We start from the raw sequence: 24,312 nt of genomic DNA, 5'->3' as shown, positions 1-24,312 counted from the left end.
CCCATACCGAACCCGGAAGTTAAGCACTGCCGCGCCAATGGTACTTGGGCTTAAGCCCCGGGAGAGTAGGTCACCGCCAAACCTAGTAAAAGCCCATATCTCTCTTACGATCAAAAATCCCTCAGCAGTAAAACCGAATGCCAATGAAGGCTGTGTTGTTCCGGCGCACCCGCGCTTTCCAAGGAACGCTCGGTTCCATATCGACACGCATTGCATTCGACAAATCAGCGTTGTTCGCGGAATATTGCACGCGTAACCGAAGCAAACTGAAAGTCGTGTTTTGAAGGTCGTGATCCATCAGGGGTTTCACAAAACAGGCACCAGAACCCTGCAAACGATGTTGTTCAGGAACCGGTCCCTGTTGGAGGATCGACTGAACGTTCTAATCCCCCGCGATCTAAAGGGAGCAGGGTTTTCTGCGCGGCGCTATTCCCTTGTTCAAAAGGACCAAGTCCTCAGGAAATTCCGCCAAAGGGTTCGGCATGCTCTTGAGCCTTTCGACGGGCGGACAGACACACCTCTGCTTATCAGCAGCGAGGAGTTTGCCGGGATGATTCCGGGGCGCAAGGATGTGTGGTCCTATTCTCAGACTCACGTTCTGGCAGAAACTCTGGTCGATGAAATCGACCGGTTTTCAGATGGTACTGCGCGTATCACCCTGTTCTTCACGACCAGAAATGCCAGCGACTGGGTGCGCAGTGTCTATTGGCAGAACATCCGCGCGGACAGGATTCAGCAACACCTTGTGGAATATAGCGAGCGTCTGCGACAAGCTGCGGATCTTGACGGCGTGGTGAACCGGGTAGAGGAGGCTGTATCACCCCGTGCGGACGTCGTGCGCCTCAACGTGTCCGGGCTTGATGATCGCCTTTTTCCCGTGACCAAGGCGCTGTCGATGCTGAATGTCAGGTCCGATGATCTGTTACCCGTCAACAACCTGAATGTTCAGCCTGATGAAGCGGCAGAGTATTTTCTGGAACTGAACCGATCAACCATGACCGACGAAGACGTGGCGGCGGCAAAGCGCGCCTATCTGGACGGTTTGAAGGCCGCAAGGCGGTAATCCGCAAACCGTCTGTCTGAAAGGTCAGAGGGAACGCTTCCGCTTTGAAGCAATGAGTTCCAGAATTTGGTCCCTGGTTCGCTGAATATGGGTTTTCAACAGCTCACAAGCCGCGTCTACATCGCCGGACCGGGCCAAAGACAGAAGCTGGTGATGCTCGATTTTTGCGGGTTCCCTTTGCTTCATCACGCTCAGATGCATGCGGATGTATCGGTCCGCTTGCGTGTTGATCCGGTCGAGCATGTCGCGCGTCAGTTGCCTGTCGGCGCCTGCATAAAGGGCCGAGTGGTATTGGTGGTTCAGAATACCCCATTTGCCGACGTCATTCTGATCGAAGGAGGCGTCCATCCGGTCCAATATCTCGGCGCAGCGCGCGAAATCCATTTGGGTCATATTTGGAATGGAGCGGCGGAACAGGTCCACTTCGATCAGGGTGCGCAGGTCGAATATCTCGCCAATTTCCGTCAGAGAATGCTTGATGACCGAACCACCGCGATTGGTGGACCATTTCACCAACCCCTCGGCGTTCAGCCGTTTCAGGGCCTCGCGGATGGGCATGCGTGAAACGTCGTATTCTTCGGCCAAAGCCTCTTGCCGGATGGTTTCGCCCTCGGCCAGTTCGCCGTTCAGAATGCGTTCCCGCAGGTCATCTGTGATGATGTCCGGCAGGCTTTTCTTGGTGATTGCGCGGGTCCCAGGCATGTCAGGTCCTTTTTTGATTGGCGTTGGTGGCAATCGACGGCATCGTCACGCGCCCCACGTATCTGACAGTCGATAGCCACCCGGCCAGGGGTCCTCGGGGTCGAGCATGTGTTGATGAACCCCGGTGATCCAGCCGCGCCCGCTGATCTCGGGGAGAATTGCGTTGCGCCCTGCGACCTTGGTGGTGCCAAGAATTCTGCCGGTAAAGCGCGACCCGATGATGGATTGCGCGTCGAATGTCTGGCCCGGTTTCATCTGACCTTTCGCCAGCATCAGGGCCATGCGGGCCGAGACCGCCGTGCCTGTGGGGGACCGGTCGATCTTGCCCGGTTGGATGGCGACGGCGGATTTGCCCGCCAAACCGGTTTCCGTTTCGCTTAACGGGCCACAGAAGGCGCAAAAGGATATATGGGTCCAATCCGGGTTATCAGGATGGTTGAACCCAAGCTGTTCTTTGGCTGCGTTGGTGATCCTGACGCCCAATTGGGCAAGTTCCTTGGCTTTGCTTTCGATGATTTCAAATCCAAGATCCTGCGCGTCAACGACGACAAAACTGTCACCGCCATAGGCTGTATCGACCGTTATCGTGCCAACCCCCGGAACATCCAGCGAAACCGCGATCTGATCGGCAAAGCTGGGCAGGTTCTGCACGAAGATGCGCTGTGTTTTCCCATCCCGGCATTCCGCCCGAACCTGCACCAGACCGCCCGGCGCTTCGAGCGTCAGGTGGGTTTCCGGTTCCTGCATCGGCAGGATACCCGAATCCAGCAAAACCGTTGCCACGCAGATCGAGTTCGACCCGGACATGGGGGGCGTGTCCTCGGGCTCCATGATGATAAAGGCGGCATCGGCGTCGGGGTGTTTCGGGGGCACCAGCAGGTTCACGTGACGAAACACTCCGCCGCGCGGTTCGTTCAGGACAAAATTCCTGAGCGTCTGATCCTGCGCGATGAATGTGCGTTGGTCCCAAAGCGTATCTCTGGGCGGAGGTGCGACGCCGCCGACAATGACGTCGCCAACCTCACCCTCGGCATGGGCAGAGATCACATGGATCGTTTTTGTGCTGCGCATCTTGGGCCTCCGGGGTCAGAACCGCGTTGCAGAAAAGGGGGACAGGTCGATTGCGGGTTTGGCATCCATCACCAGATCCGCCACAAGCTCGGCCGTTCCGGCGGATTGGGTCAGCCCGAGATGGCCATGGCCAAATGCATAGTGAACCCGCGGGGCCTTGGGCGCGCGGTCGATGACCGGCAGGCTGTCTGGCAATGAGGGGCGGAACCCCATCCATTGCGTGCCGCCACTGATATCGAGGTCGGGCAGGAACTGGCCCGCTTTTGCCAACAGGGTGTCGGCCCGTTTGAAATTCGGTTTCAGGGACAATCCGCCAAGCTCGACCGCGCCGCCCACGCGCACGCCGCCATTTATGCGCGTCGCCACAAACCCATGGCCGCTGAAGGTCAGATGCGTGCGCAGATCGAACGCACCCTGTGGTAGGGTCGTGTTATACCCCCGCTCGGTTTCCAGGGGGATTATGTCCCCCAGCTGCCGGGCCAGAATATGAGACCACGCGCCAGCTGAAATCACCAGATGTCGGGCGTGAACTTGCCCCGACGGGGTTTCCAGAACAACCCGTTCCCCTTGCTGCGTTACCGATGACACGGGCTGCACATCAATTCGCCCGCCGCGTGCCTGAAATTGTGTGGCGAGATGTTCGGTCCAGGCTTTCGGGTCCCTTGTGTTCATCCAATGCGGCGTGAATCCGGCATGGGTGAAGCGGCGGCTCAGACCGGGTTGTATCTCGGCAATCGCCTCGGGGCTGTGGAGCAGATCGAAATCCACCCCATGATCGCGCCGCAGGGTCCAGGCGGATTGACTGGCGCGGAATTGCGCGACCCCTTCATAAAGTTGCAACTGACCGTCGCGCTGTATCATCGCTTCGCCATCGACCTCGGCGATTTGGCGTTCGGTCGCCAGGCGGCAGTGCTTCATCAGCGCCCCCTGCGCCGCCAGCGACGCGCGATAGCGATCCTTCCAGCTAGATCGCCAAAAGCGCAGCATCCAGGGCGCGATCTGCGGCGCGTAGGACGGGGGCACCGAAAGCGGCCCAAGGGGATCGAGCAGCCATTTCGGTGCCTCGCGCATGATGCCCGGCTTGGCCAGCGGCTCGATCTCGGCAAAGGCGAAGGCCCCGGCATTGCCTTGCGATGCGCCTGCGGCGACCCCTTCACGGTCCAGCACCAGAACATCGCGCCCGCGCCGTTGCAGTTCCAGCGCGATGCTGATGCCGATGATCCCGGCTCCGACGATGACGATGTCAATTGGGTCTTCAGGCGGCATTTGTGCTGTCCGTTTCAGGCGTGTCAGATCGGGATACCCAGTTTGAAGGGGTCATTCTCGGCGAAGACGAGCGTGCTGTCTGCCATGATATGGGCCTGCCCGGTCAGAGTAGGGATGACGCCGCCATTTGGGCCGGGCTGATAGGACAGGCGGTAGGGGCTGCCGATGACGCTGTGCTGCACAATCTCGGCACCAGGGGCCAGCAGACCATCTGCCGCAAGACAGGCCAGACGCGCGGAACTGCCGGTGCCACAGGGCGAACGGTCATAGTTGTCATCGGGGCACAGAACGAAATTCCGGCTGTGAACGCCGGGCGTAGCTGCGGCATCCTGAAAGATGACATGATCCACGGGCTCTCCGCCCTCACCGCCCACGGATTGCGCGATGCAGGCCTCGCGAATGGCGATCGTCATATCTGTCAGCGCGCGGATATTTTCGGGGGCGACGGGGATCGGGCTTGGGTCGACGATGAAGAACCAATTGCCGCCATAGGCGACATCGCCGGTGACTGGTCTGTATTGGGCGGTCTTCACGGTGACCGATTTGCGCACCCTACGGCTTTCGACATTGGTCACGCTCACGGTGTTCGCGTCGTGGAGGTCGATTGTAATGACGCCCGCAGGGGTCTCGATCTTGCTTGTGCCAGGTGTGATCCGGCCCAGATGGGCCAGCGTGACGCCCAGCCCGATGGTGCCGTGCCCGCACATGCCCAACACCGCGTCGGCATCGAAATAGATGACGCCGGTGACGCAGTCGGGATTGACCGGCGGCACCAGAAGGGCTGCAACCATGCCGGGCTGTCCACGCGGTTCCAGCAGGACGGATTTGTAGAACGCCTCATGCTCGGTCGCCAGCCGCTGCGCGCGCTCGGCCAGCGGGCCGGTGCCCAGATCCGGCGCGTTGTCGAGGATCACCCGCGTGGGCATTCCGCCGGTATGGCTGTCGATCACATGCATTCAGCGATAACCCCGCCCTGTTTGGACCAATCGGCGAACCAGTTGCGGAACAGGTCATATTGCTGTTCGCAATAGTTTCGCTGTGCGTCCGTCAGCGCGTCGGTTTCATTGAAATGCAGGCGGTATTCCTCCTCGCCGTTTAACACCAACAGGTGCTTGTAATAGAGCACCAGATCGGTGCCCTCATCAAAGCTGGCCAGAACGCCAAACGCCTCTTCCAACTCACGCGCGCGCATCCGGGCTTCGGCATGACCTTCGGCGGCTTTCTGAGCCAGCGCCGCCAGCAGCAACGCCTCTTTCGGCAGGGCGGTGCCGATGCCGGTGATGGCCCCGGTCGCGCCGCAGTTGACGAAACCATGATAGACCTCGGTATCGACGCCCACCATCAGGGTCACCTGATCGTCTTGCGAGGTGATGTGCTCGGCGGCATAGCGTAGATCGTCCTTGCCTCCGAACTCTTTGAACCCGACGAGGTTGGGGTGTTCGGCGCGTAGGGCAAAGAACAAATCAGCCTTGGTGGCAAAGCCGTAGACCAGGCTGTTGTAGATGATCGCGGGCACATCCGGCGCGGCGCTGAGGATCGCCTTGAAGTGGTTTTTCTGCGCAGCCATGGAGGATCCCCGAGACAGCACACGCGGGATCACCATCAGGCCAACGGCCCCCACTTTCTGCGCGTGGGCTGCGTGGGCAACCGCGGATTTCGAATTGATCGCGCCGGTGCCCACAACAACCGGGATACCGGCAGAGGCCAGCCGTTCGACCCCTTCCATACGCTCGGCATCGGTCAGCAGGGGCCAATCGCCCATCGAGCCGCAATAGACCACGGCGGACATGCCTGCCGAGATCATCTCTTTCCCCTTGCGCACAAGGGCGTCGTAATCGGGTGTCCGGTCCGCTGTGCAGGGGGTCATCAGGGCGGGCATTGTGCCCGAGAAGATGGATTTCGTCATCGCAGGGTATCTTTCAGTGGCGGTGGGTCAGTCGGATTCCCGGCATTCATAGTGGATATTGGATCCAAAATCTAGGAATCTGTTGTTTTCCTGCGAAAGGCCCAAGGGGTTTGGGCAAATGGCCGCCGACTTATACCCAAGCCCGCAAACGGCTTGCCAGAAAATCGACCCTTTCTCGGACGGTATCCGAGATAACCCCGTTGCGCGGTGCGTCTTGCAGGGTCGTAAGCCATTCTGCCTTGGGGTCCTGCTTGCGTGTCCTGCCGCGAAAGCTGAGCTGACGCAGCACGGCCTGGGCTGCGTCAGGCAGATGATCGGGTATGTCGTGCCCGGCCAGAATGCCCCATACACCTGTCCAAAGGCGGCCGACGGTCCACGGGTTGTAGCCGCCTCCGCCCAGCACCAACAGGCGTGGTGCCAGCCCGGTAAGGCCGCGCAGAACATCCCAATGGGCGTTGTTGGACAGCGACAGATGCGCCAGCGGGTCATCCTCGACCGCGTCCGCGCCGCATTGCAGGACGATTGCATCGGGGCGGAACGCGGCAACAGCAGGCAGGATCAACCGGTCGCGCACCAGTGCCATTTCGTCATCATGGAAGCCGCGCGGCACGGGAAGGTTCAGGGCGTTGCCGCCTGCGTCATCCTCCAACTTGCCAGTCTTGGGCCACAGGTTCTGTTCGTGGACCGAGATCATCAGGCAATCGGGATCGCCGCCAAAGCCGACCTCGACCCCATCGGGATGATGTGCGTCGATATCGACATAGGCCAGCCGCCGTACCCCATGTGCGCGCAGGCTGAGCATCGCAAGCACCGGGTCGTTGAGATAGCAGAACCCATTGGCCCGATCCGGCATCCCGTGATGGGTTCCACCCGCTGGATTGTAGATCACGCCACCGTTTGCCAACAGTTCGCCAGCCAGGATCGAGCCTCCGGCGGCTGTGGCAGGACGGCGGAACATCTCGGTAAAAATCGGGTTCGAGATTGTCCCGATGTTGAACCGCGCCTTTTGGTCCGGGGTGACGGCTTGCAGATGCTCGGCCTGTTGCAGGGCCTCAATATAGTCCGGGTCATGCCACGCCGTAAGCGCCTGGGGTTTTGCACGGGGCGAGCGGATATACTGCGCGTCCGGCAACCAGCCCAGGGCACGCGACAGGTCCATAACGGTCGAGACCCGAGGGATCCTGAGCGGGTGCCATGTGCCATAAGTCGAGTGGCGATAGATTTCCGAGCCGATGAAACGCGCTGTCATGACGGCGTAGTTAGCGCGGCGGTTGTCCTTGAAAAGGCAATCGGGCTTTCGCCTAAGTACCCCACGCGATCAGAAATCCGGCACGTAGAGTTGGGAATAGGCGACCCGCACCAGTTCGACCGTTTGTTCGCTGCGTCGCTCGATATGGCCGCGCAGGGCAGACACCGCCCGATCCACGTCGCGCGCCTTTACCGCATCCAGAATGATCCGATGCGCCGACATCGAGGTCTGGTCTGTCTCGGCGTTCTCGCGCCGGTCCCGCAGCAGCCTCAGGTTTACGATGCGGACATAGCGGATGCGCTCATTGACGTTATGCAGCAGCTTCAGCAACTCTTGGTTGCCGGAAAGCGCTGCCAGCTTGATGTGGAACTCTTCATCCATGCGCAGAAGCTCATCCAGATCGTGGCAGACGGAATAGGATTTTTCGACCTCGTCCAGATAGGCAATGACCGCGTCGATCTGCTGATCCTCGGCCCCGCCGATGGTGCGCAGCAGCGCCTCGGTCTCAAGCGCGCAGCGCAGTTGGTACAGTTCCAGTACTTTCTCTGGTGTCAGCGGGCGGCAGAAAAACCCCTTGCCCAGCGAAAAGGTCAGGAACCCTTCGGCCACCAGCCTGTTGAGCGCCTCGCGCAAGGGCGTCCGGCTGATGTCCAGCCGCTTGGTCAGCGACGTTTCGTTCAGCCGTTCACCCGGCTTGAACTCGAAGTTGACCGCCATCCGGCGCAGGGCCTGGTAGGCGCGTTCGACATTGCCTTCGGATTTGGACATGGATCTCCTGCCATTCGGTTGGACGTCTTTTACCAAAGACTGCCCCATAATAAACATTAGACTTCACAGAAATCTACAATCCTGTATACAGATCGGCATATCGCTGATTTCAAGCGATTCCCGGCAAGTTGAGAGCACATGACGACCAAGGAAGAACAGGTTGTAGTTGTTGGGGCGGGCATTGTTGGTGTCTCGACCGCGATCTGGCTGCGACGCAAAGGTGTTGAGGTCACGATTGTTGATCGCAACCCGCCGGGTGATCCAAACGCGACATCTTATGGGAATGCCGGGGTGCTGGCTGCGTGTTCCGTTGCACCGGTGACCGCACCGGGGCTGATGCGCAAGGGCCCCAAGATGGCGCTGGACCCGAACTTTCCGCTGTTTCTGCGCTGGTCCTATTTGCCCAAACTGATGCCGTGGCTGCTGAAATACATGTCGCATGCCAATGACAGCGACACCCGGCGGATCGCGGCCGGCCTGACGCCATTGACCAGCGACTCGGTCGAACAGCATCAGGCGCTGACCAGCGATACCGGTGCGGCGGATTGGGTGCAGACCTCGGATTACAGCTTTGTCTATCCGACCCGTGCGGCGTTCGAGGCCGACAGCTATACTTGGGCGCTTCGCAAGGTGGCCGGGTTCGAGCCCGAGGTGCTGGAAGGCGGCGCGGTTCACGAGTTCGAGCCGAACCTGTCCAAGGATCTGAACCTGCTGGCCGTCATGCGCGACCATGGCTACAGCCGCGATCCCGGTGCCTATATCGCCGCGCTAGCGGCCGAGGCGGAAAAGCTGGGCGCTGTTTTCCGTCAGGCCGAAGTTGTCGATTTCGAACTGACCGATGGGTCCGTTTCGGCGGTCGTCACCAAAGACGGCACATTGCCCTGCAGCAAGGTGGTTCTGGCGACGGGCGTCTGGTCAAAACCTCTGGCCCGCAAACTGGGCCTGTCCGTGCCGCTGGAAACCGAGCGCGGCTATCATATGGAATTCGTACTGCCGGAAAACGGCCCGTCGACCCCGCTGATGGTAACAACCGGCAAGTTTGTTGCGACCCCGATGGAAGGCCGGTTGCGCTGTGCCGGTATTGTCGAGTTTGGCGGGCTTGAGGCCGGGCCGTCCGATGCCCCCATCGCCCTGCTGAAACGCAAGGTTCAGGAAAGCTTTCCGAACCTCACATTCGAAAGCGAAAAGACCTGGCTGGGCCACCGGCCCGCGCCATCAGACAGCCTGCCGCTGATCGGTGAGATCGGCAAAACCGGCGTGCTGGCCGGGTTTGGGCATCATCACATCGGCCTTACCGCCGGGCCCAAGACCGGGCGGATACTTGCGGGGCTGATCACAAAAGACCGTACCAATATGGATCTGGGCGTGTACGATCCAATGCGGTTCTGAACCAAACTTCAACGACGCCCCCTGAAGGGGCACAAAAGTCAACAAGGGAGACAAACATGTCAAAAACACTTACCAAACTGGCTGCCAGCATCGGCGTGATCACGGCCTCTGCGGCGGCAGTGTCGGCGGAAACCTGGGACCTGCCGATGGCCTATTCGGCCACGAACTTCCATTCGGTAACGGGTGCCGTTTTCGCGGAATGCGTGACCGAAGGGACAAGCGGTGCGCTGACGATCCAGACCCATCCGGGCGGTTCGCTCTATGCAGGGGCCGAAATCAAGCGGGCGATCCAGACCGGTCAGGTCAATATTGGTGAGCGTCTGCTGTCCGGCCACCAGAACGAAAACGCGCTGTTCGGCTTCGACTCGGTGCCCTTCCTGGCGACGTCTTTCGAAGATTCCGAGAAACTGTGGAAAGTCGCCAAAGAGCCGCTGTCCGAGCTGCTGGCCGAACAGAACATGCACCTGCTGTATTCGGTTCCGTGGCCGGGTCAGGGCCTGTATTTCGACCGCGAGGTCAACTCGCTGGCGGATGCCGAAGGTCTGAAATTCCGCGCCTATAACTCGGCTTCGGCCCGTATGGCGGAACTGGCGGGTATGCTGCCGGTGCAGATCGAAGCGGCTGAAATCAGCCAGGCCTTTGCCACCGGTGTGGCGCAGGGCATGGTGTCGTCGGGCTCGACCGGCTATGACCGCAAGGTCTGGGAAAGCCTGTCGCATTACTATGGCGTCGATGCCTGGATGCCGCGCAACTACATGCTGGTCAATCTGGACGCGTGGAACGGCCTGGACGATGCCACCAAGGCCGTCATGAACGGCTGTGCTGTGGCCGCCGAATACGCGGGCGACTGGCGTTCGATCCAGTATACCGAGTTCACCGTGAACGAGCTGGCCAAAAACGGCATGACCACCGGCCCCGCAAGCGAAGCGCTGGCCGCTGAACTGCGCGCGATCGGTGAGACCATGACCGCCGAGTGGCTGGAAGCTGCAGGCGAAGCCGGGCAGAAGATCGTCGACGATTTCAACGCCGCGCAATAAGCCCGGCCTTGCTTCTTTCCCCGGCGGTCCTGATCGCCGGGGGTTTCTTATGACCGGCATGGCCAATCACGACACGGGCCTGTCAGCCAAACGGGGGGACCTACCATGGTGATCTTCTCAACCTTGCGCAGCGTTCTGGATGCGATTTATCGCTTTGCAGGCTATCTTGCTGCGTGTTTTCTGATCATGATCCTTGTCTTCGTGACCCTGCAGATGGTGTCTCGTTGGGGTGGAGAAATCATCACCGGCGCGCCGGACTTTACCGGCTATTGCATGGCGGCGGCCTCGTTCCTTGCACTGCCTTATGCGCTGAATGGTGGCGCCCATATCCGCGTCAGCCTGTTGCTGAATGCGCTGGGCCGGTTCCGCAAGCTGGGCGAGATCTGGTGCTGGGCCATTGCCAGCTATCTTACCTTTCTGTTTGCGCGTTACGCGATCAAGCTGACTTACGAAAGCTACCGCTTCAATGACATCAGCCAGGGGCAGGACGCCTGGCCCATCTGGATTCCGCAGATGTCCATGGTCATTGGAACCGTTCTGCTGGCGATCTGCGCGATCGACAACCTGATCACCATCCTCGTGACCGGGGAAGACAACATGCGATCCTCTGCGGTCGACGCACACGCGGAGTAAGCCTGATGGAAGAAGTCTATCTCGTTACCATTTTCCTGTTCGCCCTGTTCCTGTTGCTGGGAACCGGGGTCTGGGTGGCGCTGGCGCTGTTTGGCGTGGCCTATCTGGGGCTTGAAATGTTCACCTCGCGCCCGGCTGGCGATGCGATGCTGACGCGGATCTGGACCGGCTCGTCCAGCTGGACCCTGACGGCGCTACCGCTGTTCATCTGGATGGGTGAAATCCTGTTTCGAAGTCGATTGTCGCAGGACATGTTCCGCGGCCTCAGCCCCTGGATGCAGCGGATGCCGGGCGGTCTGGTCCATGTGAACATCGTCGGCTGCACCATCTTCGCCGCCGTGTCGGGGTCGTCCGCTGCGACGCTGACCACAGTTGGTAAAATGTCGATCCCGGAACTGCGCAAACGCGGCTATCCCGAATACATGATCATCGGCACGCTGACCGGTGCGGCCACGCTGGGCCTGATGATCCCGCCCTCGCTGACGCTGATCGTTTATGGCGTGGCGGTCGAACAGTCGATTTCGAAGCTGTTCATGGCGGGTATCCTGCCGGGCATCGTTCTGGCCGGTCTGTTCATGGCCTATGTCGCCGGCTGGTCCTTTGTGCGCCGGTCCGAAGTGCCCGAGATTGCCGACCGCATGACATTTGGGCAGAAGCTGAATGAAAGCCGGTTCCTGATCCCGATCATCCTGCTGATCCTGGTGGTCATCGGGTCGATGTATGGCGGTTTTGCCACCGCGACCGAGGCTGCGGCCATCGGTGTGCTAGGCGCATTTGCACTGGCCGCGATGCAGGGATCCCTGACCAAACAGGCCTTTATCGAAAGCCTACTGGGGGCCACGCGCACCTCGGCCATGATTGCCTTCATCCTGATGGGCGCCATCGCCCTGACGCTGGCCATGGGGTTCACCGGCCTGCCGCGCGCCCTGGCCGAATTCATCGAAGGGCTTGAGTTGTCGCGGTTCTCACTGCTGATCGCCCTGATGCTGTTCTACATCGTGTTGGGTATGTTCCTGGACGGTATCTCTTCGGTGGTGCTGACCATGGCGATTGTGCAGCCGATGGTCGAAGGCGCAGGCATCGATCTGATCTGGTTCGGCATCTTCATCGTGATTGTCGTCGAAATGGCGCAGATCACGCCGCCGATTGGCTTCAACCTGTTCGTGATGCAGGGGATCACCCGGCACGAGATGGGCTATATCGCCAAGACCGCGTTGCCGCTGTTCCTGATCATGGTCGTGATGGTCTTCATCATGATCGGCTTCCCGGAACTGGCGACCTATCTGCCGGACAGCATGGTGAGTTCAGCGGGCCGATAACCGGCCCGCCCCCCCGATTTACCGATAGCCACCCAAGAGGTGCCAAACCATGACGAAACCGAAAATTCTGGCAGCCGTGGACCTTGTCCACAAGGACAGCGACGCCGCAGTGATCCACGAGGCGATCCTGCTGGCCAAGGCCCATGATCATGAGGTCGAGGTTGTTTTCGTGATCCCGGATCAGGAAAACTCTTACGCGCAGAACTACATCCCGGCGGATATGCATCAACAGGTTGTCGATGACGCCGTGCGCGATCTTCAGGCCTATGCCGCCGGTTTTGACTGGCAGGGCGTGGTCCATGACAGTCAGGTGCTGCGCGGTGTTGTCTATGAAAAACTGATCGAACATGCCGACACGCTGTCCGCCGGTTTTGTGGTGATCGGTGCCAGCAAACCGTCGGTCACTGATCTGCTGATCGGTCCGAATGCGGCCCGCGTCGCCCGCTATGCCGGGTGCAGCGTGATGGTCGTGCGCCCGCGCTAAGACACGAATAACCCAAAAAACTCTCACACGGAGACGACCGTGAGCGATCACAAAATCGAAGCCCTGCGGGTCCACCGCATTCTGATCCCTGCCAAGGCCGTGCATTCCCACGGCTCGGGCGATGTTGCGGGTATCAACGTGGCCATTCTGGAACTTGTCACTGACACCGGGATCACCGGTTGGGGTGAGGCCTCGCCCTGGCCCGTGTTTACCGGCACAGCCGAAGGCAACGCCGCCGCGCTGCACGTGCATCTGCGTCCGCATCTGATCGGTCAGGACCCGGTGCAGGTCGAGAAACACATGAACATGGCCGAAAAGGTGCTGGTCGGCCATCCCGAGGCCAAGGCGGCGTTGGAAATGGCGCTGCTGGACATCACCGGGCAGATCACAGGCCTGTCCGTTTGCGAACTGGTCGGCGGCAAGATGCGCGACAGTATGGGGATGAGCTTTTCGGTCGCCAACCCGGATTTCGACGCCGATCTGGATGACATTGCCGCCATGTGGGACGACGGCGTGCGCATCTTCAAGTTCAAGACCGGCTTTGCCGATCACAAGTTCGATGTAATGCGTGTCGAGAAACTTCGCGAGATTTACGGCGATGAAGTCGATATCCGCATCGACTACAACCAGGGTCTGCTGGCCTATGACGCGGTGCGTTGCATCCGCGACCTCGAAGCCTTCCGCCCGACCTTTGTCGAACAGCCCGTCAAGATGCACGAGCGTGAGGCGCTGGCCCATATCACCCATGCCATCGATACGCCGATCATGGCGGATGAAAGCGTGTTTGATCCCAAAGGCGCGCTCTATGGCGCGCAGAACCGGATTGCCGATATTTTCTCGCTGAAGATCATGAAATCGGGCGGCATTCGCCGCGCGCTTGAGGTGGCAGCAATCGCGCGTGCCGCCGGGATTGAAATCTATGGCGGCTGCATGTTCGAAACCGGTCTGGCCCATGCCGCCGGTGCGCATCTGATGGCGGCTGTGCCCGATCTGGTGCTGCAATGCGAGTTTTACATGGCCACCTACTATGCCGCTGACGACATCCTGACCCAGCCGTTCCCCGTCAAGCACGGGCGCGTTCACGTGCCGGACGGGCCGGGGCTGGGCGTTGCGGTCGATCCTGACAAACTGGCGAAATACGCCGTCGCCGAAACACTGACGTAACTAAAAAACTGCGGATTTATTGTATACAGTCCTGTGCGCAAAAATCCGGCTGAGAAAGGTTCAAACCAATGACCGATGCTGACACCCAGCGCATGAACGGCGCTCAGATCATTCTCAAGATGCTCGAACTGCACGGTGTAAGCCACGTATTCGGCCTGCCCGGGGAAACCACAATCGGGTGGTACAAAGAGTGGCGCGAACACTCGAATATCGAATTTGTGCTGACCCGCGACGAACGTACCGCATCCTACGCGGCCGAATCCTATGCCAAGATCACCGGACGTCCTTGCGTGCTGGAAGCGCCAAGCCCTGGTGTAACTCACTGTACGCCGGGTATTACCGAGGCGTATCTGAGCTCGGTTCCGGTGATCTATTTCAGCTCGGACATCCCGATCAATCAGGACAAAAAGCACGGGCTGACCGGGGTCGATCAGACCAAGCTGTATGACAGCATCTGCAAGGAAAGCTTTGTTCTGACCAATGCCAGGGAAATCCCGTTCCTGATGCGCCGGGCCTTCCGCGTGGCGACCTCGGGGCGTCCGGCGCCGGTGCATATCCGCGTTCCGATCAACATCTTCGGGGAAGAGGCCGAGATCAACGATCTTTATGCCGAACCCGAATACAGCACCTATCCGGCGCATCGCCCCGTGGCCGATCACTCGAAAATCCGCGCGGCGATCGATGTGCTGCTGGCAGCCGAGAAACCGGCGATTGTTGTGGGGCAGGGCGGGCTGATTTCAAAGGCGTCCGAGGCGATCCTGGAACTGGCTGAACTGCTGCAAATCCCGGTCGGGACCACCACACCCGGCAAGGGTACCATCCCCGAGGATCACCCGCTTGCCCTGCGCGTGATCGGCGGGCGCGGCGGCATGGAGTATTCCAACCAATATGTGCACGACGCCGATACGATCTTCTTCATCGGCTCGAACACGGACAGCGCCGCCACCGATCACTGGAAGTTGTATGGCGATCCCAAGGCCAAAACCTTCCTGCATCTGGACATTGCCGAGGCGCATGTTGGCAACAACTTCCCCGTCAAAGTCGGTCTGGTCGGCGATGCCCGCGCGACGCTGGAATACATGAATGTGCTGATCAAAGCCGATCATCCCAACCTGACCCGCCCAAAGATCGACCTGAACCCGATCAAGAAGACGGCGCTGGACAAGGTATTCAACTCGAACATTCCGATGCCCGAGGGCACGATTTCACCGGTCAAGCTGTCTCAGGTACTGGACCGGATCATGCCGGACAACGCGGTGGTCACGTCCGAGCCGGGCGTCAGCGCGATCTACCCTTCGGCCCTGCTGACCTTCCGCAAGCCGGGGCGGCGCTATATCACCAACTATTCGATGGGGGCGCTGGGCTATTCGGTGCCTGCGGGGCTGGGCGCGATCTATGCCAATGACGGGCCGGTTATTTCGTTCACCGGCGACGGGTCGTTTGGGTTTGTCATCGGTGACATGGAAACGCTGAAACGCAGCGGCAGGAACATCACCGTCATTCTGACCCGCAACGATACCTTCGGCTGGATCCGGGGCGAGGCCATTCTGCTGGACGACGTGGATGAGCCTTGGTCAACGGATTTCGGTCGTGTCGATTATTGCAAAGTGGCTGAAGGCTTTGGCTTCAAGACTGCCCGGATCAAATCCGAAGACGATATCGAGCCGATCCTGTCCGAGGCCATCGCCAACCCCGGCGCAAACTTCATCGAGATGATGGTTCCGTCGCAGGACAAGATCGTTCCGTTTGTCCCCAACTGGGTGCGCGCGGCGCGGGCAAAGAACCTGCCGCATTTCTATTGATGCCTTCGGTCGGGCGCTCGCGCCCGATCCTTTCAACACAGACCCCCCGGCTTTGTTCCAGGCCGGGGGGTCTTTTGTGACTATAGATCAGGACTGACCTGCCAGCCCGAGCAGCGGATCGTCCAGATCGACCGGAAAGCGATCCGGCACCAGCGCCTGATGGAACCAACGAACGAAGCTGTAGATTGAAAACACGGGCAGGCCGGTCAGTTTGCGCACATCCGCTGCGTAAGGCGACATGTTGGTGCATTCCAGAATGATCGCGCCGATATCCTGATGCTCGGTCACCAATTGCCGCGCGGCGTCGCGCATGTCTTCGCGGCAGGCGGCAAAATCGATCTCGGGCGCGTCGCCCAGAATGTCGCGGGTAAAGACCCGACCGCCCTCGGTTCCGACAATCGGCGTATCCAGCGGGACATTCGCGGCCTGCAGATGCGCGGGTGTCAGCGTTTCCTTCGAGATTGTCAAAATCCCCGGACGTTTGCCGGGCGGCAACATGGCCTGCACCATCGGGGTTTGCATCAGCGATGAGGTGGCAACCGGAACCGGCACCGCCTCGGCCAGTTGATCCTGTACGATGGACAGGAAACCGCAATTGGTGGTGATGCCGTCGCAGCCGGTGGCAACCAGCTCTTTCGCGGCATCAATGAACAGCCCGACCAGTTCGCGGGCGTCATTGCGGACAACCTTGTCCGGCGTTGCGCTGCGGACGACGCGGTATTGCACCGGAAAAGGCCATGTGGTCGCGTTGCCGATATCGCCTGGAATGCGCGGAAACTGAGTTTCCAGCATCAGGATGCCCAGATTGGCCCCGAACACCGTTTTACCGCCATGCAATTTGTGCATATTCGCCTCGTCATATGTCGAACACAGTTGAACACCGTTCTGTATACAGCCTGCCGTTAAGTCAACCATGAATGGTTTGCTTGCCATGTGTCGAGACAAGCGTCGCCGAGAACCCCGCGTTTGAACGTCATGTTGACGCATATCCCCGCTTTGCTGGTTTCTTCGAACACCACTTGAAACTTGAATTCCGGCTTTGGGTCTTGCTGCCGACTGGCCAGCGCAACGCTTAATCAAGCGCGTCACTGGTTTTCAGCGATATACGGATGATCACGAACTCGGCCGGGCGCAGTGCAGCGACCCCGATCAGCATCACCAACCGGCCGTTTGCAATATCCGCCTCGGTCATCGTGTCCCGTCCGACGGACACGAAATACGCCTCGGATTCCTTTGCGCCCGCCAAGGCCCCCGCGCGCCATTGGGTGCTTAGGAAATTTCCCACCGCCTGCGCGACACTGGACCAGAGCTTTTCGTCATTCGGCTCGAACACAACACATTGGAGCGAGCGGGAAATGGATGCTTCAAGAAAGATAAAGAACCGGCGGACAGGCACGTATTTCCATTCCGGGTCCGACGACAGTGTTCGTGCGCCCCAGACGCAAATCCCGCGCCCGGGAAACTGACGAATGCAATTGACGCCGGCCTGGTTCAGAACGTCCTGTTGGTTTGCGTTCAGATGGAACTCGACATCCACGGCCCCGTTGATCGCCACACCCGCCGGTGCTTTCCAGACGCCGCGCGCCGAGTCCACGCGCGCGTAAACGCCACAGACGGCCCCGCCCGGAGGGACAAGAACCTTGTCGCCCGTCTTAGGATGTGCCGCAACAATCCAGGGGTAGTAGATCGCTGCATAGTCAGACGCGCGCCGATTGCGCGGAGACAGCGCGTCGGACCGCAAATCTTTCACGCCGCGCGGCGTATCGAGCACTGCAAACCGAAAACGATTGCGTTCGCAATGTGCGATGACTTCATCCTGTATCGTAATCTCGGGCAGCGTGTCGTTTCCGATACCCGGCGCATGGACAATCGCGACAGACTGATATGCATCACGCTCCAGCGCCGCGAGGCCGCGATAGTTGGTCGGGTCTGTGATCACCGCCCCTGCCGCGTCGGTCCTGCCTGCGAACTGGGCGGCGGTAGGTCTTTTACCCTCCTGCCCCCCTTTCAAAGCGCCGCTGAACACCAGACCGGCAGGTGTTTCAGCCTGATCGGACAGATCGAGCGTGATCAGCGCAGATGGGTTTTCCGAGAGTTTCTTGCGCCAGAAATCATCGCTGTTCGTATCCAGCGACAGGTCATCGAAGTCTTCGACCAGAACGGGCCGGGGTTTGCGTTTGGAGTCGTCGAAAGGATCGAATAGGTCGCCGGAAAACCCGTGTCCGAAATATGCGACCTGCAGCCGAAATCCGATGGGCACTGGCCCGTCTGCACCGCGCTTCTGTGCGCTCGACGGCAGGATGCGGACCCAGATGGCGTTGCCGAATTGACCGGGGCCGCTTGCGCTCAGACGGTATCCGGCCGCGTCGATATGGGCCGTTTCCGCGCCATCTCCGACGACCCGGCAGACCACGCAACGCTGCCCGCCATTGTCGAAAAACGCTTTGACGCTGAATGGTACAAAGCGGTCTTCGGCGAACACATCGCCAAACACACGCAGGTACTCCCGGTACGACGTGATCAGGGGCGGCCTCAGCGGTCCGCGTTCGGTTTCACCGATCATGGCCGTGGTACTGGTTTCAACACCTTCGACGGGCCTTGGGCCCCGGCTGACTTCTTCAACGAAAACACCGGGGGCAAGATATTCTGGCATGACAGAGATCCAATCGGTTCGCGGGGTTCTGACGGCGGCGTTGTCCGGCGCCGCCGGTCCGGGACATCAGCGGGACGAAAACTTCCAGTTGCCTTGCAGGGACTTGCGGGCAACGCCGCTGTGTTCAAGCGCGGTCAGGGCTTCGTCCAGATCCGCGTGTGAGCATCCAAGAATGGTTTGCAGTGTTTTGGCAGACAGCCCCTCGCGCCGGTTTGTTGTGGCCTCAAACAGCAATGCAAGCGTGCGTTCCCGAAGCGTCAGTTCGGCCTTTACCGGTTTCTCGCCGCGCAAGGATTTTGCCCATTTTGCGGCCTTGTTGGCCAGCCCGATCATGTCGGCAATACTTTTGGCGGCACCGCTGATGGTCCCGACGGCGACACAAAACGCAAGGATCGCGGCCAGATCCGGCGTGAGCCCGCCCAGAAAGTTCTCTTCTTCATTGGGGCGGTCAGGATCAAGCAAGGCCCTGACATCGTCCAGATCTCCGCCCTGATCCGCTTGGGCAATTGCGGATACAAGTGTTGGATCGTAACTCATACGCGGTCCTCCGAAATGAATTTCAGGTCAAGCGCGCCAAACTGCTGCGCGAGGTCAAGAAAGACCGGCTGCCCGTTCAGGTGGTTGGCCGTGTGAAAGGCGGTCCATTTCCCTTCGATTTCACGTAGGTTGTTGGTCAATCGCTGGGCGCTGCCGACCTGCTTGAATTCATCATAGAGGCACCCGGATAAAACGGTTCGCAACAGACCGTCCCGGAAGGTTTCAAACGCCTCGGGTGTGACCAGCAGATAGGTGCGCAGGGCCCTTAGCGATTGATGCATATCGGCGGACCAAAGGTTTTGATAGGCGCGCACGGACCGCCCCAAAGCCGGGCTGCGATAGTCGGGAACAACCCGCGCCATAATATGATTGATGTAGAGCAGCATGATATCGCAGCGGGTCAGCCCATCCGGATGGCTGGCCGTTTCGGGGGTTGTCCCCGGTCCAAGCCCCATCGCCTCGGATTGTACTTGCTGCATCGACCAAAGGCCAAAGAAGGTCAGGTTCCAGCCCAGGAATGAATCGCAGATAGCCTCGATGGCAATCCGAGGCTGACCGTTATAGACCTCAAGCAGACATGCGAAATGCCCGAAAACGCTGAAGCAATCGGCGGTGATTTCCGGGTTCCAGCGCGCCAGTTCCGGGGGCAGGATCAAACGCGCGTGCGCGTCCACCGGCTGCGTTCTTTCAGTGGGTGGTGCCCCAATTGCTGCTGACGCCGCACCAATTCTTTGGCCTTGATCCGCACCGGGAATGTCGACGAATTGATAGACCACCTGCGCAAAACCCTTTGGCAGTTGGTCGAACAGCACATGGCCGATCTCGTGCAGAAGGATCAGATTGGCGACGCTGCCCACCAGGTCCTCAAAAACGCGCTGGTCCATCGCCCGGGCCTCATGAGCAAGCTGCATCAGGACCGGGTCAAACACACGGTTCTTCGATAGAACGACCGACAGGATCAGCCATGTCGCCAGTTGCCTGAGCTGAGGGTTACCCCCGGAAACACCAAGCAGAAATTGGGTCAGAGTCAGGGTCATAGCCGTGCGAAAATCAATCTTCACCGCATGGCAGCCATTGCGTTCAAGCACGGAAAACCCATTGCGCGCCTCGCCTACAAAGACGAAAACTTCAGGCAGTTCGATGCTTTGGCCATAGAGTTTGTGCATAACTTCGGGCAGGCGCTCCCGCAGACGTTGCAACGCCAAAGCCGAGCCGTTCTGATACGCAATCAGGTAGTCGCATTCGCACGCGTGAACGGTCGCCCGGCCGGTTGGGAATGGCGACATATGGCTGTTCTCGGCCCGGTTCTGACCGAGATTGGCCGTGATCCACGCAAGGTAACGCGCATGTGCCTCCGGGATCGGGCCGATATCATCCAGAATGACGTCAACGTTCGGAAGTCGCATAACGTTCTCCCTTCTCGCGACCCTTTCGCACCGCGAAGCGTTGAGGGTTAAGTCGATTGGTCGAAGCTTGGTGCCATGCTTCCCTAAATGACGATCGAACGCGACCCCTGTCAACGTTTCAGGTGTTTTTGGATATTGGGTAAGGTCGTACTACCGGCGGTTCAGCCAAACCAAGACAATGGGCTTGATGTAGTGGCGGAGACGAAGGGATTCGAACCCTCGAGACGGTTTCCCGCCTACTCCCTTAGCAGGGGAGCGCCTTCGACCACTCGGCCACGTCTCCGCCGACGGGTATATCCGTGCATGTCACCGAGATACAAGGTCGATTCTTAGCCTCATGTCATTTTTCTGAGCTCAAATCTCCAATCCGAAACGCTCGATCCCAAGGCGCTGCGTCTGACATGTTGGTTGGGCGTTTGGTTGGCACGGAAGTCCTTGCACCAAGGCCCGCACAACACTGTCTGGGAAGGGTGTTTTTTTGAAATACTTGCAAAGAATGCGATGTTTACGGCATATTTGTCTGTATTTAACAAATAAATGATAGCGCAAAGACTTTACGCAGGGGGCAAAAAAACCGGGCAGCGGGCGTTGAACGCTCGGACATTACCTTTGGGGGAAGGAAAGACTGTTGGCCTGGTTAAAAGTGTTTTGTGTTGCGGTTTGCCTGCTGATCATTCCATCTCAGGTGCTGGCGAATATCGGAACGGTCGTGGCGGTCAAACCGGGGGCCGAGATCACGCGTGACGGAAACCGGCAGCCGTTGAAGATGGGGATGGAGGTCGCCTCGGGCGATGCGATCTCGACGGATCGCAGCGGTGTGGTGCAGCTGATTTTCGTGGACGAGACGAAGATCGCCATCGGACCCAATGCCAGCATGGTGCTGGACGTCAAGATGCTGCGGGGAAATCGCAAGGCCAAAAGCTTTGCAGTGCAGGCGCTGGGCGGCAGTTTCAGGTTCATATCCGGCAAAAGCCGGAAACGGGCGTATTCCGTCCGCACGCCGACGGCGACCATGGCCGTGCGGGGTACGATTTTTGACATATGGATCGCGCCGGGCAATCAAAGCTCGATGCTGGTGTTGCAGGGCACGGTTCAGATGTGTGGTCTGAATGGCGGGTGCCGGTCTACAGGTCGGCAATGCAGCCTGTATGCCACCAGTCAGCGTGGCCGTGTCGGGCGTCCGATCGATCAGGAGCAATATGACAAAGCGATCCAAAGCGGCTTCCCGTTCATACAGGCGCAGGAACGGCTGCTTGTCCCGCTGCGGGTCAATATCGAAGGCTGCGCGCGCGAGGCTGCTCCGGTACGGCCCGAGAAACCTGATGGGCCGGAGAGGCGCGAAGCGCGGGCGCGCGAACCCGAGCCATCGCGGCCCTCGCGGCCCGAACCGGATCCAACGCCCGATCCCCCTTCGACAGGCGACCCCGGGACGCCCGGACCAGAGGGCGGCGGCGGTGAATCTTCGCCCGCCGCGCCTTCCGGGGCTGGTCAGGGCAACCCAACCGGTCAGCCAGAACGCGAATCCGAATAGGGCCGGACCTTGACCCTTTCGCTTGTCCAGCGAGGTTGATGTGACCAAAAAACCGCAGGAAAAGAACGGTCGGTGGCGCGTTTTTCGGATCGTGGGGCTGGGGCTGATCCTGTTTGGCTGTTTCATCCGGGTTCTGGACCCGTATCCCGTTAGGATGTCGCGTCTGGTGTATTTCGATATTCTGCAACGCCTGTCGCCGCGCGCGTTTAATCCTGATCTGCCCGTGCGCGTGGTGGATATCGACGAGGCCGCGCTTGAGACATGGGGTCAATGGCCCTGGCCACGCACTTTGCTGGCGCAGATGGTCGAACATCTGGGGGAATATGGCGCCGCCGCAATCGCCTTCGACATGCTGTTTGCCGAGCCGGACCGGTATTCCCCCGCGCGCCTGTTGAACGATCCGGCATTGTCCGGCGTGCTGTCCGTGGATCGCACGGCGGCGGATTTGGACAATGATGTTCTGTTCGGGGCCGAGATGGCCAATTGGCCGGTCGTGCTTGGGGTTGCCGCGCGGCTGTCCGGCGAAGACCAACCTGTTTTTGCCAAGGCCGGGATCATAGAAATCGGGGACCAACCGACCGAGGGGCTGGTGTCCGTGCCGCAATGGACCCCGCTGGCCCCGCCACTGGATCAGGATGCGACAGGTATCGGCGGCGTCAATGTTTCGCCCATGGGTGATACCGGCGTCGTGCGCCGGGTGCCGGTGCTGTGGGGCGGCCCCGACGGCGCGCTGCCTGCGCTGGGGATCGAGGCGCTGCGGGTTGCGATGGACGAGCCGGTCATTCTGGCCGAAGGCGCGCAGGACGAGACAGGCATTATGCTGGGTGTCGAGATTGGCGCGTTTATCCTGCCCACCACCGAAAACGGCGAGGTCTGGATCAGATACCGCCACGAGAACCCGGCGCTTTATCTTCCGGCCAACAGGATCATGCAATCCGGGGACGACCTGGAAATGCGCGCCCAGATCGAAGGTCGGATCATTCTGGTGGGCACCTCTGCGGCGGGTCTGTTCGACATGCACCTGACGGCGCTGGGTGAATCCGTTCCGGGCGTGTCGATCCACGCGCAACTGCTTGAGCAGATCCTGACCGATGAGATGATCAGCCGGTCGGACGTTAACGCCGCGCTGGAATTGCTGGCCTTTGCGTTGCTGGGCCTTGTCGTCATCGTTGTCATGACGCGCCGGGGCGCGGTGGCCTCATTCGTGGCCGGAGGGATCTCGGCGGCTGTTGTTCTGGGGATCAGCTGGTTGGCCTTTCGAAACCATCTGGTGCTGTTCGATGTCACCTTCCCGCTTCTTGGGGGTATGGCCAATTTCGGAGTTCTGGCCGGGTATCTGTTCGTTTCGACCGAACGCGAGAAGCGGGTGATCCGCCGCATCTTCTCGCGTTACGTATCACCGGAAATTCTGCACGAGCTTGAAGGCTCGGGCCATGCGCTTCAACTGGGGGGTGAGACACAGGACATCACCGTGATGTTTTCGGACATCCGCGGGTTTACGCCCCTGTCGGAATCCGTGTCGGCGACCGATCTTGTGGCCATATTGAACGAGCTGTTTTCGCAGGTCGGGGATCAGATTCTGGCCCAGCAGGGCACTATCGACAAGTTCATCGGCGACGCCGTGATGGCGTTCTGGAACGCGCCGCTTCCGGTTGCGGATCATCCGACACGGGCGGCGCAGGCTGCGTTGTTGATGCGGCAGGCGCTGGTGGCGTTCAATGCGTCCGAGGTCATGCGCGGGCGACCCCCGATTGCCTTGGCAACCGGATGCGCAACGGGACGGGCCTGTGTTGGCAACATCGGTTCGCGGCGGCGGTTCAACTATACCGTCATCGGGGATGTGGTGAATGTCGCCGCCCGGCTGGAACAAAGCTGCCGCCATGTCAATTATGACATCGTGATCTCGCGCGCGGTTGTTGATGACACACGAACCGAGCTGGCGGTGCTTGAGGCCGGGTTTGTGGAACTGAAAGGCAAGGCCGAACTGGAACCGGTTTACATTCTGGTCGGTGACAAACCGGTTCTTCAAAGCGCGGCGTTTCAGTCCTTGGCCGAGACGCACAAGTCCCTGATCGCGTCCATTCGGGACGGTGCATCGCACGATCTGGTCCGGGCGAGGTGTCAGGACTGTGCCAGCCTTGCAGCGGACATCGAGCCGGGACTAAGCGCATTCTATGACGCGCTTCCCGGTCGGGCGGCGGATTTCAGGTCGGATGTGCAGTCAAACCAGGTGTTGTTCAGCCACCGCGCCGCAGGGCAGTGACGGCTGTTTTTGCAAGATCGGTCGGGGATCAAGACACCCGGTGGCCTTGGCGACCACCGGGCCATTTTC

Annotated in this window: 21 protein-coding genes, 1 tRNA gene and 1 rRNA gene; 11 read left to right on the top strand and 12 right to left on the bottom strand. The window is 59.9% G+C overall.

Going from position 1 to position 24,312, the window contains the following annotated elements; genetic code table 11:
• Both rrf and ACR0MO_RS19945 read left to right on the top strand, forming a co-directional pair.
• Nucleotides 1-82 (top strand): 5S ribosomal RNA (rrf, locus tag ACR0MO_RS19950); the annotation flags it as partial.
• 468 nt (nucleotides 83-550) lie between these two features.
• On the top strand, nucleotides 551-1,063 hold the full coding sequence (locus tag ACR0MO_RS19945; RefSeq protein ID WP_480893050.1) for a hypothetical protein: 513 nt from the start codon (nucleotides 551-553) through the stop codon (nucleotides 1,061-1,063).
• A 24-nt stretch (nucleotides 1,064-1,087) separates the two neighbouring features.
• On the opposite strand, the gene ACR0MO_RS19940 is transcribed toward ACR0MO_RS19945, so the two are convergent.
• The 7 genes from ACR0MO_RS19940 to ACR0MO_RS19910 form a co-directional block, all read right to left on the bottom strand.
• Entirely contained in the window at nucleotides 1,088-1,765 is a 678-nt protein-coding gene (locus ACR0MO_RS19940) for a GntR family transcriptional regulator (RefSeq protein WP_170624202.1), read from the bottom strand.
• A gap of 45 nt (nucleotides 1,766-1,810) precedes the next feature.
• On the bottom strand, nucleotides 1,811-2,836 hold the full coding sequence (locus tag ACR0MO_RS19935; protein ID WP_170453264.1) for a trans-3-hydroxy-L-proline dehydratase: 1,026 nt from the start codon (nucleotides 2,834-2,836) through the stop codon (nucleotides 1,811-1,813).
• Between the two features lie 15 nt (nucleotides 2,837-2,851).
• On the bottom strand, nucleotides 2,852-4,102 hold the full coding sequence (locus ACR0MO_RS19930) for an NAD(P)/FAD-dependent oxidoreductase (RefSeq protein WP_170453263.1): 1,251 nt from the start codon (nucleotides 4,100-4,102) through the stop codon (nucleotides 2,852-2,854).
• 23 nt (nucleotides 4,103-4,125) lie between these two features.
• Nucleotides 4,126-5,058 (bottom strand): 4-hydroxyproline epimerase, encoded by a 933-nt coding sequence (locus ACR0MO_RS19925; RefSeq protein ID WP_170453262.1) that lies wholly within the window; start codon nucleotides 5,056-5,058, stop codon nucleotides 4,126-4,128.
• On the bottom strand, nucleotides 5,049-6,008 hold the full coding sequence (locus ACR0MO_RS19920; protein WP_480893047.1) for a dihydrodipicolinate synthase family protein: 960 nt from the start codon (nucleotides 6,006-6,008) through the stop codon (nucleotides 5,049-5,051). Before ACR0MO_RS19920 ends, ACR0MO_RS19925 begins: the two co-directional genes overlap by 10 nt.
• 130 nt (nucleotides 6,009-6,138) lie before the next feature.
• Nucleotides 6,139-7,257 carry an acetoin utilization protein AcuC gene (locus ACR0MO_RS19915; protein ID WP_480893045.1) on the bottom strand — a complete coding sequence of 373 codons (1,119 nt, stop codon included), beginning with the start codon at nucleotides 7,255-7,257 and terminating at the stop codon, nucleotides 6,139-6,141.
• A gap of 69 nt (nucleotides 7,258-7,326) precedes the next feature.
• Nucleotides 7,327-8,025, bottom strand: a complete 699-nt coding sequence (locus ACR0MO_RS19910) for a GntR family transcriptional regulator (protein ID WP_170624190.1) — start codon at nucleotides 8,023-8,025, stop codon at nucleotides 7,327-7,329.
• Nucleotides 8,026-8,163: 138 nt separating this feature from the next.
• On the opposite strand from ACR0MO_RS19910, the gene ACR0MO_RS19905 reads away from it, so the two are divergent.
• The 7 genes from ACR0MO_RS19905 to ACR0MO_RS19875 all read left to right on the top strand — a co-directional run bounded on the left by ACR0MO_RS19905 (nucleotide 8,164) and on the right by ACR0MO_RS19875 (nucleotide 15,853).
• Nucleotides 8,164-9,414 carry an NAD(P)/FAD-dependent oxidoreductase gene (locus ACR0MO_RS19905; protein ID WP_480893043.1) on the top strand — a complete coding sequence of 417 codons (1,251 nt, stop codon included), beginning with the start codon at nucleotides 8,164-8,166 and terminating at the stop codon, nucleotides 9,412-9,414.
• A 56-nt stretch (nucleotides 9,415-9,470) separates the two neighbouring features.
• A complete protein-coding gene (locus ACR0MO_RS19900) occupies nucleotides 9,471-10,451 on the top strand; it encodes a TRAP transporter substrate-binding protein (protein ID WP_170522017.1) in 981 nt (326 codons plus the stop codon).
• A 105-nt stretch (nucleotides 10,452-10,556) separates the two neighbouring features.
• Nucleotides 10,557-11,084, top strand: coding sequence for a TRAP transporter small permease (locus ACR0MO_RS19895; protein ID WP_480882405.1), 528 nt, complete (start codon nucleotides 10,557-10,559; stop codon nucleotides 11,082-11,084).
• Between the two features lie 5 nt (nucleotides 11,085-11,089).
• Nucleotides 11,090-12,403 carry a TRAP transporter large permease subunit gene (locus ACR0MO_RS19890; protein ID WP_170453255.1) on the top strand — a complete coding sequence of 438 codons (1,314 nt, stop codon included), beginning with the start codon at nucleotides 11,090-11,092 and terminating at the stop codon, nucleotides 12,401-12,403.
• 49 nt (nucleotides 12,404-12,452) lie between these two features.
• Complete coding sequence (locus ACR0MO_RS19885; RefSeq protein ID WP_480585425.1) at nucleotides 12,453-12,887, top strand: universal stress protein; 435 nt, start codon at nucleotides 12,453-12,455, stop codon at nucleotides 12,885-12,887.
• Nucleotides 12,888-12,926: 39 nt separating this feature from the next.
• A complete protein-coding gene (locus tag ACR0MO_RS19880; RefSeq protein ID WP_170453253.1) occupies nucleotides 12,927-14,051 on the top strand; it encodes an enolase C-terminal domain-like protein in 1,125 nt (374 codons plus the stop codon).
• A gap of 68 nt (nucleotides 14,052-14,119) precedes the next feature.
• Nucleotides 14,120-15,853 (top strand): thiamine pyrophosphate-binding protein, encoded by a 1,734-nt coding sequence (locus ACR0MO_RS19875; RefSeq protein ID WP_480893040.1) that lies wholly within the window; start codon nucleotides 14,120-14,122, stop codon nucleotides 15,851-15,853.
• A gap of 87 nt (nucleotides 15,854-15,940) precedes the next feature.
• On the opposite strand, the gene ACR0MO_RS19870 is transcribed toward ACR0MO_RS19875, so the two are convergent.
• From ACR0MO_RS19870 to ACR0MO_RS19850, 5 genes are all read right to left on the bottom strand, one after another.
• Nucleotides 15,941-16,699, bottom strand: coding sequence for an aspartate/glutamate racemase family protein (locus ACR0MO_RS19870; RefSeq protein ID WP_480893038.1), 759 nt, complete (start codon nucleotides 16,697-16,699; stop codon nucleotides 15,941-15,943).
• Between the two features lie 226 nt (nucleotides 16,700-16,925).
• The gene (locus ACR0MO_RS19865; RefSeq protein ID WP_170453251.1) at nucleotides 16,926-18,506 is read right to left on the bottom strand and encodes a phage tail sheath subtilisin-like domain-containing protein; all 1,581 of its coding nucleotides are present in this window, start codon (nucleotides 18,504-18,506) and stop codon (nucleotides 16,926-16,928) included.
• A 66-nt stretch (nucleotides 18,507-18,572) separates the two neighbouring features.
• On the bottom strand, nucleotides 18,573-19,043 hold the full coding sequence (locus ACR0MO_RS19860; protein ID WP_170453250.1) for a hypothetical protein: 471 nt from the start codon (nucleotides 19,041-19,043) through the stop codon (nucleotides 18,573-18,575).
• A complete protein-coding gene (locus ACR0MO_RS19855; RefSeq protein ID WP_480893036.1) occupies nucleotides 19,040-20,449 on the bottom strand; it encodes a hypothetical protein in 1,410 nt (469 codons plus the stop codon). Before ACR0MO_RS19855 ends, ACR0MO_RS19860 begins: the two co-directional genes overlap by 4 nt.
• Before the next feature lie 193 nt (nucleotides 20,450-20,642).
• Nucleotides 20,643-20,732 (bottom strand) — tRNA-Ser (locus tag ACR0MO_RS19850).
• 345 nt (nucleotides 20,733-21,077) lie between these two features.
• On the opposite strand from ACR0MO_RS19850, the gene ACR0MO_RS19845 reads away from it, so the two are divergent.
• Together ACR0MO_RS19845 and ACR0MO_RS19840 are read left to right on the top strand one after the other, a co-directional pair.
• Nucleotides 21,078-21,980: a FecR family protein gene (locus tag ACR0MO_RS19845; protein ID WP_480627070.1), complete on the top strand. Its 903-nt coding sequence runs from the start codon at nucleotides 21,078-21,080 to the stop codon at nucleotides 21,978-21,980.
• 40 nt (nucleotides 21,981-22,020) lie between these two features.
• Complete coding sequence (locus tag ACR0MO_RS19840) at nucleotides 22,021-24,243, top strand: CHASE2 domain-containing protein (protein ID WP_480893033.1); 2,223 nt, start codon at nucleotides 22,021-22,023, stop codon at nucleotides 24,241-24,243.
• The last annotated feature ends 69 nt before the right edge of the window (nucleotides 24,244-24,312 follow it).

The sequence above is a fragment of the Ruegeria sp. K5 genome (assembly GCF_056531805.1).
The sequence above is the reverse complement of the archived record's forward strand: the minus strand, read 5'-3'. Positions and strand labels throughout refer to the sequence as shown.